We start from the raw sequence: 18,662 nt of genomic DNA on the forward strand, positions 1-18,662 counted from the left end.
AACGCTATAGATTTTAGATTTTAGATTTTAGATTTAATCCAAAATTCAAAATCCAAAATTGTTTTCCCCTTGTGGTCTGGGTCAATCCAAAATCCAAAATCCAGGCATCGGTTGACCTGACCATTCCATATGCGTGATAATATTTTATCAAACAAGTGATTACTCCAAATCTGACGCACCCTATTAATTTGCTAGTTCCGTAATTCCCACTGAATAATGCATATAAAAAAGGGGCTTAGGAGGGAAACCAAGCCCCCAATTCACTCAGGGTAAAAGTATATATTTAATCTAAAATATTTGAACTACTTACACATCCTTCTAGGGAAGTATCTCACGTATTGTAGCTGTATATTTTATGACAAAATACTATATTTTGACCACACCAAGCCTGAAATTACAATTGAATTACAGCAATTTTCCAGTAATTAGAAGTCCCTAAGCAGCTGATTCCTCTGCCTAGCATCTACAATATGGAGACAGACACGATTACAGATGCATTAGGAGTATTTTCGGTGGATTCCCGATACAACCCAGCAGCAATTGAGGAAAAATGGCAAACTATATGGGCAGAACTTGGCTTAGATAAAACGCCTACAGATAGCAGCAAGCCTAAATTCTATGCTCTATCTATGTTCCCCTATCCATCGGGCAGCCTACATATGGGGCACGTCCGTAATTATACAATTACAGATGTGATTGCTCGTCTCAAGCGAATGCAAGGCTATCGGGTACTGCATCCAATGGGATGGGACGCTTTTGGCTTACCTGCAGAAAACGCGGCTATTGACCGTGGCGTTCCCCCTGCTAAGTGGACTTATCAAAATATTGCCCAAATGCGGCAGCAATTGCAACGTCTTGGTTTGTCTATCGATTGGGAACGGGAAGTTGCGACTTGTTCGCCAGACTATTACAAGTGGACGCAATGGATTTTCTTGCAATTTTTGCAAGCGGGGTTGGCTTACCAAAAGGAAGCAGCGGTTAATTGGGACCCTATCGACCAAACTGTACTGGCTAACGAGCAAGTTGATAACGAAGGACGTTCTTGGCGCAGTGGGGCAATAGTTGAGCGCAAATTATTACGGCAATGGTTTTTTAAGATTACCGACTACGCGGAACAATTACTCAATGATTTAAATAAATTACCAGGTTGGCCTGAACGTGTCAAGTTGATGCAGGCAAACTGGATTGGTAAATCAACAGGTGCATACTTGGAATTTCCCATTGTTGGGTTGGATGAAAAAATCCCCGTTTACACGACGCGCCCTGATACGGTTTATGGTGTCAGTTATTTGGTATTGGCGCCCGAACATCCCTTAACCTTGCGCGTCACCACTAAAGAACAGCAAGGAGCGGTAGAAGCTTTTATTAAAGAAGTTTCCCAGCAAAGTGAATTGGAACGTACCGCTGAAGACAAGCCTAAGCGCGGTATTCCCACTGGTGGTAAGGCGATTAACCCATTCACGGGGGAAGAAGTACCCATCTGGGTTGCTGACTATGTGCTGTATGAGTACGGTACTGGGGCGGTTATGGGTGTACCAGCACATGATGTGCGAGATTTCAAGTTTGCCAATAGATATAATTTACCCATTGAGTTTGTTATCGTTCAACCTGATGAGGTCGTGGATGAGGATTTCCGTCAAGAAGATCCGCCTTTAATCATGATTTCTTATGATAGTGCTTACACTGAACCAGGAATTTTGATTAATTCTGGACAATTTAGTGGCGTCCCATCCACACAAGCCAAGCAAAGAATCATTGAATACGCCGAACAACAAGGTTTTGGCAAAGCGCGGGTGCAATATCGTTTGCGGGATTGGTTGATTTCCCGACAGCGGTATTGGGGCGCACCTATCCCAGTGATTCATTGTCCCAATTGTGGGATTGTACCAGTTCCTGAGCAAGATTTACCAGTAGAGTTGCCGGTAGATGTAGAATTGACGGGACGCGGTGGTTCACCTTTGGCGCAGTTAGAAAGTTGGGTGAATGTCCCTTGTCCCACTTGTGGTACCAGAGCCAAGCGGGAAACTGACACGATGGATACTTTTATTGATTCGTCGTGGTATTTCTTGCGGTATGCTGATGCTAAGAATGAACAACAGGTATTTGACCCGACAAAGACCAATGACTGGTTGCCTGTGGATCAATATGTCGGGGGAATTGAACACGCGATTTTGCATTTGTTGTTTTCGCGGTTCTTTACTAAGGTGCTGCGAGATAGAGGCTTATTGAACTTTGATGAACCCTTTCAACGCCTGTTAACTCAAGGAATGGTACAGGGTTTAACTTATCTCAATCCCAACAAGGGCGGTAAGGATAAGTGGATTCCTTCTAATTTGGTGACAAATCCCGCTGACCCCCGTGACCCCGAAACAGGTGAACCATTGCAACGCCTTTATGCTACCATGTCTAAGTCTAAGGGTAACGGTGTCGCGCCGGAAGATGTCATCGCCAAATATGGTGTAGATACAGCCCGGATGTTCGTCTTATTCAAGGCGCCCCCAGCAAAGGACTTAGAATGGGATGAAGCTGATGTGGAAGGACAATTCCGCTTCTTAAATCGGGTGTGGCGCTTGGTCACAGATTATATTGCTGCTGGGGTATCACACAAGCCAGCCCAACTCGCCAATTTAACTAAACCAGAAAAAGAGTTACGTCGAGCAATTCACTCGGCGATTAAAGAAGTTACTGAAGATGTGGAAGACGAATATCAATTCAATACGGCTATTTCGGAATTGATGAAGTTAAGTAACGCCCTGACTGATGCTAGCGACAAAAAGTCACCAATTTTTGCCGAAGGAATCAGGACAATAGTTGTCATGCTTGCGCCTTTAGCACCACACATTGCTGATGAATTGTGGCATTTATTGGGTAACAGCGATTCTGTCCACACACAAACTTGGCCTGTTTTTGACCCGGTGGCTTTAGTAGCTGATGAAATTACTTTGGTAATTCAAATTATGGGCAAAACTCGCGGTTCAATTCAAGTACCAGCGCAAGCAGATAAAGCCGAGTTGGAAAAATATGCTCGTGAGTCGGAAATTACCCAACGTTACATTGAGGGTAAGGAGATTAAGAAGGTGATTGTCGTACCTGGGAAGTTGGTCAATTTTGTTGTCAACTAAGTAAGTCGGCGCAAATAAATCTTACTGGCTTTGGTTGTCATTTGTCATTTGTCATTTGTCATTTGTCATTTGTCATTTGTCATTTGTCATTTGTCATTTGTCATTTGTCATTTGTCATTTGTCATTTGTAAGGATTTTAGGCGTACATATGGGAAAATCAGGGTTTTTGGCGTTGTTTGATGTTTTTGGCGTTGTTTGATGATCTTCGGGGGCGCAAGGCCTTGCGCCCCTACCCGCAAAGGACGGGGTTTTAGACCCAAATTTTCGTTAACTCCTCACTCCTGAGTAATGAGTAATGAGTAATGAGTAATGAGTAATGAAAGAATTATTAAGATATTAACAACTTCAATCAACAAGTTGAAAGAAAAATAAAAAATAATCCACTCCAAACTCCAAACTCCAAACTCCTAACTCCTAACTCCTAACTCCTAACTCCTAACTCCTAACTCCTAACTCCAAACTCCTCACTCCTAACTCCAAACTCCTCACTCCTCACTCCTAACTCCTAACTCCTAACTCCTAACTCCAAACTCCTAACTCCTAACTCCTAACTCCTAACTCCTAACTCCTAACTCCTAACTCCTAACTCCTAACTCCTAACTCCTAACTCCTCGCTCTGCTCCGTGATCATCGCTAGAAAGTGGTTTTAAATAAAATTTACGCTCAAAAGGATTCAGGGGGATAACGGCTGTTGTACCCCTAATTTATGGCGTGCGATCGCATGTGCCTTTAAAAACTTCTCTAATTTTCTCACAGAGAAAATATTTTTTATTTATACACGAAAAAACGCCTGAGGTTCTTGCTCACCCAAGCGCTTTCCCGTATAACTGTATACCAATCCACTAGTTTGATGCAACATTTGAGTTTCGCAACTGCCCCTAGAGGAGGAGCATTACGAGGAGAACTTGTAACAAACATGTGGTGAAGTGGTATCACTCCTTGCACTAATTAAGAATATCTCTTCCTGAATAAAATCGGTAATCTAGTGAGTGACAGTTTGTTAACTGACACTAGTTAAAAAGGACTCATGATGAATGGTGCCCATCAAGACCAAGCTAACCCGTAGTCAAGTTAAGTATTTTGTATAAAAAAGTATAATATACCCGCGTAATTAGGAGCAAGCGATCGCCAAGAGAGGAGTTGAGCAAGATACTGAACGTGGTAGCATGAATTTTTCATTTGATTCTGGAACGCCTAACCAAAATTGTTTTTTAATTTTTAATTTAAATACGCTGAAGCGGAGGACGATTTATGGAGAAAAATAAAGTTAGAAAGGCTGTAATTCCGGCTGCTGGTTTTGGTACTCGGTTGTTTCCAGCGACGAAAGTTGTGAAAAAAGAACTTTTCCCGATTATTGATCGAGATGGTAGGGCAAAACCTGTGATTTTGGCAATTGTTGAAGAAGCAATCAATGCGGGAATTGTCGAAGTCGGGATTGTGGCTCAACCTGATGACAAAGAAGTATTTACAAATTTATTTCAAAATCCACCTAAATCAGAACTTTTGGCGAAACTTTCGCCGCAAAATCAAGAATATAGCGAATATTTGCAAGATTTGGGCAGCAAAATCACAATCCTAACGCAAGAGGCGCAAGAAGGCTACGGTCACGCGGTATTTTGTGCTAAGGAATGGGTAAAAGATGAGCCATTTCTGCTGTTGCTAGGGGACCATGTTTACGCATCTGACACGGACAAATCTTGTGCGCGGCAAATTTTAGATATTTATGAACAAGTGAGTCAAAGTGTGGTAGGCTTGACTAAAGTGCCCGCTGAAATTATTCATAAAGCTGGGTGTATTACAGGAGTTTGGCAAGAGTTCAACTCGATTCTTGAAGTTACACAAATTTACGAAAAGCCAAGTGTGGAGTATGCACGTCAGCATTTGCGTGTAGAGGGGATGTCAGAGGATGAGTTTTTAGGTGTATTTGGTTTGTATTTACTGACGCCGAAAATTTTTGAATTTTTAGAAGAACATATCAATCAAAACTTCCGCGAACGGGGTGAATTTCAGTTAACATCCTGTCTCGATAGATTGCGTCAAGCCGAGGGAATGACAGGATATGTTGTCCCAGGGAAATGTTTTGATACGGGCTTACCAGATGCTTATCGGCAGACAATGATTGATTTTAGAAATGTATTTTAGCTGACTTTGGCAGACAAATTTTTTATTTTTATAGTTAAATAGATGGTATAACCTTGGACTTTCGGTGATCGCGAAAAATAGGTAAGCTGAGTGAGTTAGTAGATTCTTGTTATCTATTTATCAGGGTACTAATCCAGTATGAATAAATCGCATATTCAGCAGATAATCAAGAGTATCCACCAAGAGCTAGTTCCTAGACTACGAATCGAGAGTGTCAATCCCCATGACCCAGTACAAGTTCACTATGTCCCTGAACCTTGGCAACTTTTGGGTAGAGGGAACTACGCTGTAGTTGTTTATCATTCTGACTATCCAAATCTGGTGGTGAAGATTTACGCCCCTGGGCGTCCGGGCTTTGAGGAGGAAGTGGAGGTTTATCGTCGCTTAGGTTTCCATCCTGCTTTCTCTGAGTGTTTGTATGCACAAGATGGCTTGTTACTCTTGAAACGACTGTATGGAGTAACCCTCTACGATTGCATGAAACTTGGTCTACGTATTCCAAAGCAGGTGATTCGAGACGTGGATCAAGCTTTGGATTATGCTCGCGATCGCGGACTTTACCCCCATGACATTCATGGACGGAATGTTATGATGCACGAAGGCAGGGGATTGGTTGTGGACATCTCAGACTTCCTCCATGAGGACAGCTGCTCAAAGTGGAATAACTTGAAGAAGGCATATTACTGGTTATACCTCCCCCTGATTTATCCACTAGGGCTACGAATACCGTACTTTATCCTGGATATTGTCCGCAAAAGCTATCGTTTAGCAACTTCTTTGAGGGCAATTTGCTGTCAATTCATCCAAAATGTTGGCAAATAACTGATATAATTAAATTTGAGTATTTTTTTGCTCGTATAAGATATTTATCGCTCATAGCCAGTATTTTCAGGGCTGTACTGCAAAGCAGACACTTTCAGGTAAATAGATCACAGGGTTGGGGCGCAAGGCCTTGCGCCCCAAGGAAGATATAGAAATCATATTGTTTTAAGATCATGAATGCACAAGAACAAAACTGGCTCAATTTATTTGGTAATCACAGTCCTGCAGGTTTTGCTTGGCATGGAACATGGACTAGATATTCACCTGAAATAGAAGTTATCAATTCATTTAAAGGTATAAGAAAATTTTGGGCTAATGAAGATAAAACAATTATCTATCATACCAATAATTATACCTACGCTGATGGTAGTACAGAAGAAAAAAAATGGCAACTTGATAAACAAACTTGTAATCAGCCTGATGGATTAATTCATGTAGCTTTACCTAACATGAGGGCGCTGTCTTTTGGTCAAGGCGCGACTGGTGGGGTAAGTAAAAAATTTGAACCAGAGAAAAATTTTGGTGTAGAGTTATTTTTTAAGCATGAAGTTTGGCGCACTAGCGTAGTTATTATATATGGGATAAATGGTGATTTAGAGAGAATTTCTCATATTCGTGAACATTTAGATAGCTTTCCCCCAGAATCTCCAGGTTTAGAAGTTAAGGAAATTAATGGTCAATGGATAGGCGAAAGAACTTCTATGGATTCAGCTTTAACCATTTCAGTTACTGAACCAACTCCAGAGATTGTTTTAGATCCAACAAATGGTATAAATAAAACGTTATTCTTGCCTGATGGTATAGTTATTAATGCTCCTGAAAGATTGAAAATTTCCCAAGATTTTCAGCTGATAGCCGGTAGATTTGTCACTGAGAATCAATTTAAGCGATTGACAGTTAAATATGATGAGCATGGTGATTTTCAGCTATTGATTTCTGAAGTATTTTATCGCCAATCTTAAATGAAATTGTAGGGTAGCAAGGCCTTGCGCCCTTACCCAATCTATATGTCGCATTCTTTTTTCAAATTGGTATTACCAGCAATTTGTGAGACATTAAGCTTATGTTCTAGAATCAAGGGAATCAATGTTATGTCACGTGCAACACTTGAAACAGTGGTCGCAGACTACTTTGCTAATATTGCAGCCATGAATGCAGAAGGATGGGTAGAGAACTTTGCCGAAGATGCTTTGAGTTATGATCCTGTTGGCGAACCACCGACAAAAATTCATGAGGGATTTCGTGAGTTTATCGGGCAATTACAAGCAGTTTTTGAGAAACTAGAACCTACAACTGAGCATATCTTTGTTGCTGGTCATGAAGCTGCAGTCAAGTGGACTATGCGAGGACTCAGCAAAAGTGGTAAGTCTGTTACCTTTGAGGGGATTACAATTTTTGAGGTCAACGAAGACGGGAAGATTCAAACGACTCGCGCTTACTGGAATCCAGTAGCGATGGTGGCGCAACTGCGGTCTTAGGGACTGACAAATCAAAAAATATTCCACATGTAGGGTGCGTCAGCAGGGAGAAATCTATGACATCGCGAGATATTATTGGTACTGACGCACCCTACGGACTCAAATCTTGGATAATTTATTTTTTGGATTTTCCTTATAATTATACCATTTTTGAGCGCCAACGGCCTACCTGTGCGCTAAACTAGAGACATTGGGATAAAAATCTCTGGCAGTAAGTTCACTACACCATTAATCTTTCCCACTCCAGTGAAAATGTCTCAAGAGCATAACGATTCACTTCAAATTCAGCAAATCACGGGACTTAAACCAAATCACTTTGCTGATTTAATTCGCGCTGCACAATTAATTTTCGATCCTGCTGCAGGACTCTCTGGCAGAAATTTAAAAGTTGACTGGCGAGAGTTCGGTATTCCCCTTGATGTGGCTGATAATCTCAGAAGCCTGGGTGAGCAATATAGATATGCATCTCCCCATGTTCCCATTGATATGGTTTGGAGTCAATTAACTCCAGAAACTCGTATTTGGTTCGTGGAAAATAAAAATCAGTTGTGGAAGTTGGAGGAAGCTTTCCCGGCGCTTGATGAAGATTAAGTCGAAAGTACGGTATCTTGACTATTCCTTTGATGCCGTACTTTGCGATTATCCATATAAAGAAACGGTATTACTTATATCTTTACAAAAAATTTATCAACTTTAAAATCTTTTATCCGTATTATTAAAGACACTGTTAACTATCAGCCAATACGGTTCAGTTAGCGCCAAAATCCCTCAACCCACGTAGGTTGAGTTGAGGAACGTAGCTTGCTTGCTGTAGGCTAACCCAACATGGACGGGGCTTTGTTGGGTTTCTCCACGGTAATCCCAACCTAGGATTCTCCTTAACAGCAACCGTATTGAACTATAAGCACAGTAATCAAATTATAGCATTACCAGGTATAAGGAGTAAAGCTTTTGGCAACTGCAACAACGAGATTATACAAATTTTATAGCAAATATTTACTGGCAATTGCTGCTTTAATGGCAGTTATACCATTACCAGTTCAAGCGGTTACATTAGTAAAGACTCCTGAGGCCATAAAAGCAAATGACCAAATTGATTGGTCGGTCATTGGACCTGTGTTTAAACCTTTACCTAACTCGTTTTTAGCCAAATCCCAAGGCGGTTTAGGACTGAGTGTAAACATACCTAAAAGCAATGATCTTCTGATTAGCTCGCCGTTTGTTTTTCAAACTAAATCCACAGAGATTAAGACTAACTTTGCTGAGGGAGATTATCTTCTCTTCGCAGGTTTTAACCCAAGACAAGGTTTTCCCGCTGACGGGAACCCAGGTCCTTTGACCATTAACTTTGATCAGCCTGTATTCGCTGCTGGTACTCAGTTGGCTGTTGATGATACTTTTACATTTGACACATTTATCTCAGCTTTTGATCAGTCCAATAACTTGTTGGGTAGTTTCTCATTACCGGGGACTTCCTCGCTGATATTAGATAATTCCGCAGTGTTTCTGGGGATTAGCAGTGACAAGGCTAATATCTCCCAACTTGTATTTAGCACTTCTGTGCCAAATCGTGCATTGGCTATCAATAAGTTGAGTATTGTTGCAGTTCCTGAACCAAGTTTGACCTTGGCTACATTAGCTGTTGGTCTTTCAATCAATGTTTTGAGACAGCAACGACGCCAACAACAATTATTTTCATTGAGATGAATTCTGTTGTGGAAATAAGTGCGAAATCACCCAAAAACCAAACGAGAAAATTAAATAGATTACACCAACCAATGCGAATTCAATAATCGGGATTTGGGTGATCTCGTAGAGTCTACCAAAGCCGCGCTCTGTCAGTCCGTAGACTAGCAGCACACTCAATAAAAAAGTTCCATACATAGTACGTTTAGCCCAGTTTCCAATAGGTAGACCGTGCATCTGGGTGATGATGAGGATACCAAAAAAGCCAAAGAGAAACATTGGCCACTTACCTCGTCCCATCATCCAGGCCACAACTACACTGTGTACTAGCACCATAATTTCCAGCGTGAAAGTCCACCAGCGGTTTATATGAATGCGGTTGAAGATTAATGACGACTGGAGTAAGAGTAGGAACATATAGAGAAAACCCATTAAATGTCCCCAGGTGGCTTCCATCGGGTGATACCAGAAGGTGTAAATAGCCGCGAAGGAGAAGAAGTAACCGTGGTACTGCTTGATAATTTGCAAAAACTGTTCACGAAAAGCTATCGACTGGCCAAAAAACAGACCACGCCGAGGAGTCTCCAGAATCAGCACAAAGACTAGTAGGAATATAACTGCGCCCTGGGAACTCCAGATAGAGGTATCCTGAGCCAGAGCATCGTACCAGATATAGGTCTGGAGGAAGTGTAGCGCAATGAAAATGCCATTGATCGCAAGCATGAGGTAGTTAACTGGGTGCAGCACTGTTTTGTATTTCAGCTTCGTTTGCTGCGCCCACCAGATACATATCCAGATGCTCAACTGATGAGTAAAATACATACCCCAAGCCGTCGCTCGGCTCCAAAAGGTCGGGTGAGGAAGCTTCCAGTAGTACCAGCTTAACCCTTGGTCAGGAAGTTTGATGATGCTTGCTGGGATGCTTCCACCAAACCATATCAAGCAGGTAAGCAGGATGCTGATAGCGATACCTAGTAACAATATATGGGAACCTGTCACAAGGCGTCTGGATCTGAAGAACTCGAAGGTAAAATGTCGAAAATAATGCATAATTTTCCTGGCTGATTTTTTATATAGCAGGGGACTGGGGACACAACGACCGCTCAGTGCATCGCTGGGGACACAACGACCGCTCAGTGCATCGCTGGGTTACAAGTCTGATTGTGTCTAGGTTTTATCATCAGTTAATGTCCTAAGCACTTTGGCGGTTGCTATACCAATTCAAAAATGCAACACATCGATAATCTGTAGGGGTGCAAGGCCTCGATCCCCTACCCTATCTGTCCCATTCTTTTTTAAAATTGATATTACCTAGATTGCAAGGGATATCTTCAACTCTTAGTTATAGAGACTTGGGTATAAATGAGCTTTTAGTTAATTGCAGACTAAGAGTCAAAGCCACCAACATTACTAAAGCTCCACTCAAAAAAGGAGCAGAACTACCAAATTTTATAAAGCTCATCCCTGCCCATATTGGTCCGATAATTCTTGCCAAAGCGGATAAAGAACTAGCAACTCCTAACATTTGTCCTTGTTGTTCTGCTGTTGTAAACTGAGATATTAGACTGTTTAATATAGGTTGGCTAATACTAATTCCCCAAGCTACAAATGTCATGGTAATTAACAATAAAATTAGGCTTTTTGAAAAGCCAAGTAGCAGTAATCCCAAACCTAATCCTGCTATTCCTAAAATAAGGAGCTTGATTTCACCCAAGTGTTTCTTCAGCAATCCTATGAGTCCTCCTTGGATGATTGTGCTGAGAACACCCATGAAGGCAAAAAGATAGCTAGTTTGTCCAGGTCCCCAATTTAATTGCTGCTTAGACCACAGAGCCAATGTAGAGTCCATAGCCGCAACCGCAAAGGTGACTAAAAAGTATATTGCCACGAGGACGCCGATCTGTGGATGCTTTAACACCTCTAGCAAATTTAGCCGTTGCTTATGGTGCTGACGATGAGCTTTAATTTTGGCTTTCATCTCTGGATTGAGAGATTCTGGAAGTAAAATTAAGGTGGAAAGCAGTGCCAATACAGATAATCCGGCGGCGAATAATGACGGTAGATGAAAGTTGGCATTTTGCGGATCAGTCCCGGTCAATATACCGCCAATAGCAGGACCGAAAATGAACCCAAGACCAAAAGCTGCTCCTATGACACCCATCCCACGGGATCGATTAGTTGGTGTGGTAATGTCTGCTACATATGCCTGAGCTGTGGAAATGTTCCCAGCCATGACTCCAGCAAGACCACGAGCCACAAATAAAATCCATAACGAATTCGCAACGCCTAATCCTATATATGCAATTACTGAACCTGATAAAGTAAGTAACAAAATAGGACGACGCCCATAGCGATCGCTTAATTTACCCCACAATGCTGCAAATAAAAACTGCATCAACGAGTAAATAGCTACAAGTAGCGTTGCTACATCTGGCTTTGCACCGAATTGTTCCGCGTACAAAGGAAGTATTGGCAGAACAATTCCGAAGCCGAGTAGGTCTATAAAAACAGTTAAAAACAAAGCAAATAAAGCTTTGCGATTATTCTTATTTTCCATCATCACAAGTCCCCTGGGTATATCACTGATATCAATAAATTAAAGGCAATAGGCAATAGAAATATAGCAATCCTAATTAGGGTTTGAAAAATATCTGAAAAATATCAGTGCTGCTGTTGACGGTTGACTGTCAACCGTCAACTTTGAACAGCCGATATGGGAAATTTCACAAATTATTTAGGACTATTGGTGTGCAGATGGAAATTATTACATGTTGGATATGACAATAATTAATTTTCAATTGCATCAAGATTTGTCATCACAAACACTAAAAACCCTAAATTAATTTTAGGGATATCAAGGAAAACTTTAGGCAACTTTCGTGAAATTTATCCAGTAATTAATTGTCCCAAAGTTCTTTGAATTTGAAGATGGTTTAGCCATATAGCATGGAATAAACCGACTATTATAATCATGCCGATAATGCTACTAATACAAGCAACTATCATTTCGTGTTTTCGTATAGCTTTTTGTATTTTAGCGTCTATCATCTGTTCCATTTCTCTATGGGTCATAAGCTTGTAAAATTTATTCTATTTTTTCTGTATGTTCAAAAATATAATAGTATATTTTTTTTCCATCGGTACTACATTGATTACATTATTAGTTTTTTAAAACTATAGCACATGATTAATCATAGTTTTTTATGCTTGTAAAGAATGTTAATCATATTATCATGAATACTTCATAAAATCTTCATTAAAAGATGCATATTAAGACGAGGTATGAGAACAAAAAAAACAATTGCTAGCACTTGTTTTTTATTTTAAAAAAGAAAAAAGTCTTGGTTGTAAGGTCAGGATTTTTGCGATTCAGCAGAACATTTATAACTACTCCAGATGCAAGGGCTGGGGATTGCACTTCTCTGCGAGACGCTACGCGAACGGCTCCGCTCTGTTACCAGGGATTGGGGATTGGGGGACAATCTCTCTCCTCATTTCCTCACCGCGTCCGCAACAACTGGACAAAGGTATCACTCACCGTGTGGTCTTTGGTATCTGCGGCGTATTGAATTAACTTTTCTCGCAGTTCTTTGGCTGCGTCTAAGGGTAATAAATTAGCGAGTAAAAAGTACACTCCGCGAAATCGGGAGTCGCCCATATTATCAATTAATATATTTTCGGTTTGGGGGCTGTCACCGAGAAAGTTTTGCACTAAAAAGAAGTCCATAATTTTGTCGTGGCGAAAGTACCATTCTCGCTTGGCTTCGCCTTGATCGTTTTGCCATTGACGGCTGACGACCATTTTATATTTCTCGTCTTCTAAAGACTTCAAAACTTGATAAAATTCATCCGCTGGTAAGGCTTGTTTATCTGCAAGTCGCATTTGATAAACTGCGGCGGAGAATTGTTTGAGGGGGAATTCCTGTTTCCATTCGTGGAGATATTCATCAGCCATTAAGTTATATTGCTGTTCTTGCAGTCGAAATAAATTAGGTTGTTTGCCTTGTGATATCATTAAGGCTACGACAGTTAAATCCATCGGATTAGAAAGAATCCGCAAGGCTGCGTTTAACTCTTCTGGCAATTGCTGGGGATTCAGGGCTGTGGTTAAATATTCGGTGCAGGCTGTGGTGTAATCAGTTCCTTGAACTTGGGCATTTTTGGGGAGTCGCGATTGGCGAGAAAGCAAAAACTCTTGAATTTGTGCTTGTTCTAAGGGCTGCAATTTATATGTCTTAGCTGTGGAAGGGGCTATCCACTCCAGGGGCTGGGTGGTCATGATGATGTTACCCCGGAAGTAATTTTCCACAAACTGGGCGATTTTGGCTCGCGTGTCGGCGGTGACTTCGTTAAGTCCGTCGATGCAGATGTCAATAGCGCCACTGTAAATCAGGTTTTTGAGAAAGTCGCCGTCTTGGGTTTGACCGTGTAGTTTTTGCTGAATTGCTTCAATTACACCTTTATCACATTTGTGGGCGGGGAGAAAAACCACGATGCGCTGGGAGGTTGTTAGCAGATGGGGGAGAAACATCGACTTGCGTGACATACTCCCACACTGATGCAAGCATACAGTGTGGGCTTCTCAGCGACTCCCGGTATCCCGTCGGACATTAACTGAGCTTTGTTTAGACTGCACGAGATGCCCCACCGCACAGTTGAACAAGTACAAAAATGTTCAATCCTTTGTACTGTCAGAGTTTTACCTACCCACAGAAGCAACACACAAATGTCTATTACTGGGTAGAACCCCATACTCTGAGTTGTCAAGGTTCTGCAAAGAGACGACCAGCATTTTCGGCTTTGCCATCTAGTGCTATTGTAGTGAAAATATCATTACAATGCAATTAACAGGGAAGGTTTAAAGGGTTCAAATAATTTGCGGCGGAAGAAAGGAACCCAGGTGAGGAGAAAGCCGACATAGCCCACACCCAGAATGCGGCGTACCCAGGGGTTCCAGAAAAAGATGGCTTGGACTTGGGGGAATTTGGGGTAGGCGAAAATCAGAGCCAGCCAGAAGGTAAGATGAATGATGATAGTGTTTCGGCTACGGACAATCCATTGCCAACCTTACAGATTATCGATTACCGACTGCACTGCATTAGCATTGGTAGAGTTGATTGTTTTCAGGTTGCTGAGATGACTTTGCAGTAAATTGATATCTTGTAATTTCCAGTCAACATTTTTGTTGGCGGCGACTTCTGCAATTTGCTTTGCTAAGTCCTCTCGTAATTCTTTTAAGTCTTTAGTAGGTTCCCAGGCTTTGAGAAAGACTTGAAGTGTTTTGACGCCTTCATCATGTGTGAGTTTATCAGGAATACTTTTAGGTTTGCCCAGCCATGTCAGCAGGGTTTTGACTTCATCAGTACCGCCACTCAGGAAATAAGTGAAAAATCGCCACAGTTGGAAATCTGATTGACTATCGTAATAGACGCTATCGAGAATTACAACCACATTATTTAAGTTGAGTTGTTCTATGTTTGCCAAAGCTAATGCTGCATACCCACGAACATAGGCGTCAACGGTTTTATCCTTGAGGATGTCGGCGATATCTTTGACGTAGGGTTTGGCTGCATCTCCCAGATTTCCCAATGCTGCTGCTGCACTGCTACGAACAGAGGCGTTAACGGTTTTATCCTTGAGGATGTCGGCGATATCTTTGACGTAGAGTTTGGCTGCATCTCCCAGTTTTCCCAAAGCTGATGCTGCACCGTAACGAACATAGGCGTCAACGGTTTTATCCTTGAGGATGTCGGCGATATCTTTGACGTAGGGTTTGGCTGCATCTCCCAGATTTCCCAAAGCTGATGCTGCACTGCTACGAACATCGGCGTGAACGGTTTTATCCTTGAGGATGTCGGCGATATCTTTGACGTAGGGTTTGGCTGCATCTCCCAGATTTTCCAATGCTTTTGCTGCACTGCTACGAACCCAGGCGTTAACGGTTTTATCCTTGAGGAAGTCGAGGATATCTTTGACGTAGGGTTTGGCTGCATCTCCCAGATTTCCCAATGCTGATGCTGCACTGCTACGAACATTGGCGTCAACGGTTTTATCCTTGAGGATGTCGAGGATATCTTTGACGTAGGGTTTGGCTGCATCTCCCAGATTTCCCAATGCTGATGCTGCACTGCTACGAACATAGTCCTCAACGGTTTTATCCTTGAGGATGTCGGCGATATCTTTGACGTAGGGTTTGGCTGCATCTCCCAGATTTCCCAATGCTGATGCTGCACTGCTACGAACATAGTCCTCAACGGTTTTATCCTTGAGGATGTCAACAGCTTTTTTGGCAAGATCCTCCGGTTTCTCAATCACCGTTTTCAAGTTTTTAAGGTCATATTTACTGAATTTGCCAAAAGCATATCCCTTTACTTGGTCATGTCCATCACTAAGGGCAGCTACAATACCATTAATCTGCCACGCTTGCGGGTTTGGCTTGGGTTTTTCCTTCGCACTCACCCAAGACAGGGAGAGAAATAAGGAAAGGATGAATATTAAAGGATAAAGGATGTAAGGGGCAGGTTTGCTAGTCAGCCGGGGTGTTATCAGCATGATTCTGGGTAATAATCCAAATTGCACGCGGTTGTGATTATAATATCAGGGTTTCTCCGTGATTTTATGTATAATAATCTCACCGCTTTGTTTTTCCCTGTACGCTGTAATTTGTGACAACCGCGAGGTTTATCTACCTGTCTTCGCAGAAGTTTTTGGGTATGTCTTTTTTCACTGTCGTAAGGACAGAGGTTGCTGTCGTAAGGACAAAGGTTGCTGTCGTATAGCGTTTCTCGCCCTAGTGAGGTACATCGGTAAGGGCACGGCAGTGCCGTGCCCCTACATCGCGTGATACAATTTTGTACCTCATCTGAATAGGAAGTGCTATAAGGACAAAGGTTGCTGTCGTTACGACAAAGGTTTTTTTTGTGATGACGCTTATGTGTTTGTGAATAAATTATGAGGAAAACTTATGCAATGTGCCGGCTGTACTGTAGGGGCACGGCATTGCCGTGCCCCTACCCCGTGGTATACTTAGCTGAAAGCTGCTGTAAGTTCAAACGCTTACCCGACATACTTTGTACCCCACCCCCAACCCCCTCTACCACGGGATAGAGGGGGCTAGGATATAACTTATGTCTCCCCATACTTCGGCTCCGCTCAGTACAAGTCTCCTCATCCCCCTCATCCCCCCATCCCGCCATCGGCAAGGTAAACTGGTGAAATTGGCTGTTCTACAAAAGATTGTCCTATGCCTGCATTTTTATTAGAAGTTGGTACAGAAGAACTACCTGCAAACTTTCTCCGTGATGCGATTTTACAATGGCGATCGCGCATTCCGCAAAGTCTGCAAGCCAACAATCTCACGAGTGATGCGGTGGAAGTTTATGGTACTCCCCGACGTTTAGCGGTACTCATCAAAGGTCTACCATCGCAACAACCAGACCGGGAAGAGGAAATCAAAGGACCACCAGCCCAAGCTGCTTTTAAGGATGGTAAACCGACGCCCGCTGCTGCTGGGTTTGCGAAAAAGCAAGGTGTGGAACTGGAAGCTTTGGAAATTCGCCCCACGGACAAGGGGGATTTTGTCTTTGTCAACAAAAGCATTCCCGGTCGTCCGGTGGCGGAAATTTTGACGGAACTGGTTCCCCAATGGATTTTGAGTTTAGAAGGGAAGCGGTTGATGCGCTGGGGTGATGGGGATGTGCGGTTTTCTCGCCCGATTCGTTGGCTGGTGGCTTTGTTGGATGATGCGGTGTTACCGATTGAATTGGTGAATGCTTCTAAAATTGTCAAGAGCGATCGCGTTTCCCAATCTCATCGGGTTTTGCATCCAGAACCTGTGACCATTGCCCGTGCTACTGATTATGTTACCACCTTACGCTCTGTTTATGTGGCAGTTGATGCCCAGGAACGGGCGACGAACATTGCAGCGGAAGTTAACGCATCTGTACAAACGTTAAATGGTCATGCCGAAATCTACCCTGATTTGTTAGAAGAAGTCAGTAATTTGGTAGAATGGCCTTCGCCTGTTGTTGGTAAATTTGAAGATGAATTTTTGAACTTACCCACGGAGGTGATTACCACTGTCATGGTGAGTCACCAGCGTTATTTCCCAGTTTTCAAAGCCGCAGATAGCAAAGAATTACTGCCTTATTTCGTCACCATTTCCAACGGAGACCCCAGCAAAGCTGATATCATTGCCGTAGGGAATGAAAGAGTCATCCGCGCCCGTTTGGCTGATGGACAGTTTTTCTACAAAACAGATTTAGCCAAGCCTTTAGAAAGTTATTTACCTCAGTTAGAAAAGGTCACATTCCAAGAAGATTTAGGTTCGCTGCGTGTCAAGGTCGATAGAATTGTCAAAATTGCCGGACAAATTACAGACCAACTGCAATTAGCAGCCGATCAACGCCAGAATATTCAAAGAGCCGCTTTGCTAATTAAAGCTGACCTTGTTACTCAAATGGTATACGAATTCCCGGAATTGCAAGGAATTATGGGGGAAAAGTATGCCTTAGCTAGTGGCGAAACTTCCGAAGTTGCCAAGGCAATTTTTGAACATTATTTACCCCGAAATGCTGATGATATTTTACCCCAAACCATCACAGGTCAAGTTGTCGCCTTAGCCGATAAATTAGACACCTTGGTAAGTATCTTTGGCTTGGGTTTAATTCCCACAGGTTCATCTGACCCCTTTGCTTTGCGACGGGCAGCAAATGCGGTAATTAACATTGCCTGGGCGGCTAACTTACCAATTAATTTAGCACATCTACTAGAGCAAATCACTACAGATTTTGTCGCCGCCTATGACAAAGAACAAGCGCCATTAGTTGCGACATTGCGAGACTTTTTCCTGCAACGTATCCGCACCCTACTGCAAGAAGAAAAGCAGATAGATTATGACCTAGTAAATGCCGTCTTGGGAGAAAATGACCCCGAATATGCCGAAAGGGCATTAAAAGATTTATTAGATGTCCGCGATCGCGCATTATATCTCCAACAAATTCGCCATGACGGTACCTTAGATCACATTTACGAAACTGTTAACCGTTCCGCTCGATTAGCAGTCCAAGGAGACTTGGATACACAACAACTAGACCCAACAGCAGTAGTTCAGCCAGAACTCTTCCAAAAGCCTTCCGAAGCAGCTTTTTACAATGCCATAGTCGAATTAGTGCCGCAAACACAAGTAGCCCAGCAATCACGAAATTACCAACTGTTAGTAGCAGCGCTAGGGAAAATCACCCCAACGGTTAGTAGCTTTTTTGATGGTGCTGACAGCGTTTTAGTGATGGACCCCAATCCCGACATCAAGCGCAATCGGTTACATTTACTCGGTTTACTTCGCAATCATGCCCGTGTCTTAGCTGATTTTGGCGCCATTGTCAAAAATTTGTAGCATCAGTCAATTAAGGGT

The 18,662-nt window shown here is 42.4% G+C and carries 12 protein-coding genes and 1 pseudogene; 9 read left to right on the forward strand and 4 right to left on the reverse strand.

Annotated elements, in window-relative coordinates:
• The first annotated feature begins 512 nt into the window (after window positions 1–512).
• The 8 genes from leuS to HEQ19_28475 all read left to right on the forward strand — a co-directional run bounded on the left by leuS (window position 513) and on the right by HEQ19_28475 (window position 9,271).
• Window positions 513–3,122 carry a leucine--tRNA ligase gene (gene leuS, locus HEQ19_28440; protein ID WYM03673.1) on the forward strand — a complete coding sequence of 870 codons (2,610 nt, stop codon included), beginning with the start codon at window positions 513–515 and terminating at the stop codon, window positions 3,120–3,122.
• A gap of 34 nt (window positions 3,123–3,156) precedes the next feature.
• The gene (locus HEQ19_28445; GenBank protein ID WYM02827.1) at window positions 3,157–3,321 is read left to right on the forward strand and encodes a hypothetical protein; all 165 of its coding nucleotides are present in this window, start codon (window positions 3,157–3,159) and stop codon (window positions 3,319–3,321) included.
• A 1,052-nt stretch (window positions 3,322–4,373) separates the two neighbouring features.
• Complete coding sequence (locus tag HEQ19_28450) at window positions 4,374–5,264, forward strand: UTP--glucose-1-phosphate uridylyltransferase (protein WYM02828.1); 891 nt, start codon at window positions 4,374–4,376, stop codon at window positions 5,262–5,264.
• A 138-nt stretch (window positions 5,265–5,402) separates the two neighbouring features.
• Window positions 5,403–6,086, forward strand: a complete 684-nt coding sequence (locus HEQ19_28455) for a serine/threonine protein kinase (protein WYM02829.1) — start codon at window positions 5,403–5,405, stop codon at window positions 6,084–6,086.
• 173 nt (window positions 6,087–6,259) lie between these two features.
• Window positions 6,260–7,048: a DUF3598 family protein gene (locus tag HEQ19_28460; GenBank protein WYM02830.1), complete on the forward strand. Its 789-nt coding sequence runs from the start codon at window positions 6,260–6,262 to the stop codon at window positions 7,046–7,048.
• Window positions 7,049–7,177: 129 nt separating this feature from the next.
• Entirely contained in the window at window positions 7,178–7,564 is a 387-nt protein-coding gene (locus HEQ19_28465; protein WYM02831.1) for a nuclear transport factor 2 family protein, read from the forward strand.
• Between the two features lie 252 nt (window positions 7,565–7,816).
• Entirely contained in the window at window positions 7,817–8,155 is a 339-nt protein-coding gene (locus HEQ19_28470; protein WYM02832.1) for a hypothetical protein, read from the forward strand.
• Between the two features lie 360 nt (window positions 8,156–8,515).
• On the forward strand, window positions 8,516–9,271 hold the full coding sequence (locus HEQ19_28475) for a hypothetical protein (protein ID WYM02833.1): 756 nt from the start codon (window positions 8,516–8,518) through the stop codon (window positions 9,269–9,271).
• Here the strand turns inward: HEQ19_28475 and HEQ19_28480 are convergent.
• From HEQ19_28480 to HEQ19_28495, 4 genes and pseudogenes are all read right to left on the reverse strand, one after another.
• The gene (locus tag HEQ19_28480) at window positions 9,260–10,231 is read right to left on the reverse strand and encodes a hypothetical protein (protein WYM02834.2); all 972 of its coding nucleotides are present in this window, start codon (window positions 10,229–10,231) and stop codon (window positions 9,260–9,262) included. The two genes, HEQ19_28475 and HEQ19_28480, sit on opposite strands and share 12 nt — an antisense overlap.
• 361 nt (window positions 10,232–10,592) lie before the next feature.
• Entirely contained in the window at window positions 10,593–11,810 is a 1,218-nt protein-coding gene (locus HEQ19_28485) for an MFS transporter (protein ID WYM02835.1), read from the reverse strand.
• Window positions 11,811–12,749: 939 nt separating this feature from the next.
• A pseudogene (locus tag HEQ19_28490) lies at window positions 12,750–13,787 on the reverse strand (PBS lyase).
• 530 nt (window positions 13,788–14,317) lie between these two features.
• Window positions 14,318–15,802, reverse strand: a complete 1,485-nt coding sequence (locus HEQ19_28495; protein ID WZI67046.1) for a HEAT repeat domain-containing protein — start codon at window positions 15,800–15,802, stop codon at window positions 14,318–14,320.
• Window positions 15,803–16,493: 691 nt separating this feature from the next.
• Here HEQ19_28495 and glyS point away from each other — a divergent pair.
• A complete protein-coding gene (gene glyS, locus HEQ19_28500; GenBank protein WYM02836.1) occupies window positions 16,494–18,644 on the forward strand; it encodes a glycine--tRNA ligase subunit beta in 2,151 nt (716 codons plus the stop codon).
• The last annotated feature ends 18 nt before the right edge of the window (window positions 18,645–18,662 follow it).

The sequence above is a fragment of the Gloeotrichia echinulata CP02 genome (assembly GCA_038087035.1).
GTDB classification, from domain to species: Bacteria; Cyanobacteriota; Cyanobacteriia; order Cyanobacteriales; family Nostocaceae; genus Gloeotrichia; species Gloeotrichia echinulata.

Coding starts and splice junctions, on each gene's coding strand:
- HEQ19_28450 (WYM02828.1), top strand. CDS start 4,374: ATGGAGAAAAATAAAGTTAGAAAGGCTGTAATTCCGGCTGCTGGTTTT.
- HEQ19_28455 (WYM02829.1), top strand. CDS start 5,403: ATGAATAAATCGCATATTCAGCAGATAATCAAGAGTATCCACCAAGAG.
- HEQ19_28460 (WYM02830.1), top strand. CDS start 6,260: ATGAATGCACAAGAACAAAACTGGCTCAATTTATTTGGTAATCACAGT.
- HEQ19_28465 (WYM02831.1), top strand. CDS start 7,178: ATGTCACGTGCAACACTTGAAACAGTGGTCGCAGACTACTTTGCTAAT.
- HEQ19_28470 (WYM02832.1), top strand. CDS start 7,817: ATGTCTCAAGAGCATAACGATTCACTTCAAATTCAGCAAATCACGGGA.
- HEQ19_28485 (WYM02835.1), bottom strand. CDS start 11,810: ATGATGGAAAATAAGAATAATCGCAAAGCTTTATTTGCTTTGTTTTTA.
- HEQ19_28495 (WZI67046.1), bottom strand. CDS start 15,802: ATGCTGATAACACCCCGGCTGACTAGCAAACCTGCCCCTTACATCCTT.
- glyS (WYM02836.1), top strand. CDS start 16,494: ATGCCTGCATTTTTATTAGAAGTTGGTACAGAAGAACTACCTGCAAAC.